1 protein-coding gene is annotated in these 835 nt (G+C 50.1%); it reads right to left on the bottom strand.

Going from position 1 to position 835, the window contains the following annotated elements:
- Nucleotides 1–835, bottom strand: an 835-nt coding sequence (locus tag D8805_RS09970; protein ID WP_185774602.1) for a hypothetical protein, incomplete at both ends; no start/stop codon positions are given.

Raw genomic sequence — 835 nt, 5'->3', positions numbered from 1 at the left:
GGCTCGCGCTTGCTGAGATAGAAGCTGAGTTCTGGTTGTTAGATGCTGAAGCTGAGGCACTTTGGCTTGCAGATACTGATGCTGAAGTACTTTGACTTGCAGATACTGATGCTGAAGCGCTTTGGCTTGCACTTACTGACGCAGAGTGGCTCGCGCTTGCTGAGATAGAAGCTGAGTTCTGGTTGTTAGATGCTGAAGCTGAGGCACTTTGGCTTGCGCTTACTGATGCTGAAGCACTTTGACTTGCAGATACTGACGCTGAAGCGCTTTGGCTTGCTGATACAGATGCTGATTGACTAGCACTTACTGATGCTGAAGCGCTTTGGCTTGCACTTACTGACGCAGAGTGGCTCGCGCTTGCTGAGATAGAAGCTGAGTTCTGGTTGTTAGATGCTGAAGCTGAGGCACTTTGGCTGGCGCTTACTGATGCTGAAGCACTTTGACTTGCAGATACTGACGCTGAAGCGCTTTGGCTTGCTGATACAGATGCTGATTGACTAGCACTTACTGATGCTGAAGCACTTTGGCTTGCTGATACTGACGCAGAGTGGCTCGCGCTTGCTGAGATAGAAGCTGAGTTCTGGTTGTTAGATGCTGAAGCTGAGGCACTTTGGCTGGCGCTTACTGATGTTGAAGCACTTTGACTTGCAGATACAGATGCTGAAGCCGATTGACTTGAGCTCACTGAAGCACTGATGCTTGCACTTACTGATGCTGAAGCGCTTTGGCTTGCTGATACTGACGCAGACTGGCTCGCGCTTGCTGAGATAGAAGCTGAGTTCTGGTCGTTAGATGCTGAAGCTGAGGCACTTTGGCTCGCGCTTACTGATGCTGA

Source organism: Streptococcus oralis subsp. dentisani, assembly GCF_003944205.1.
Classification (GTDB): domain Bacteria; phylum Bacillota; class Bacilli; order Lactobacillales; family Streptococcaceae; genus Streptococcus; species Streptococcus oralis_BH.
This window is presented reverse-complemented; position numbering and strand designations above follow the sequence as displayed.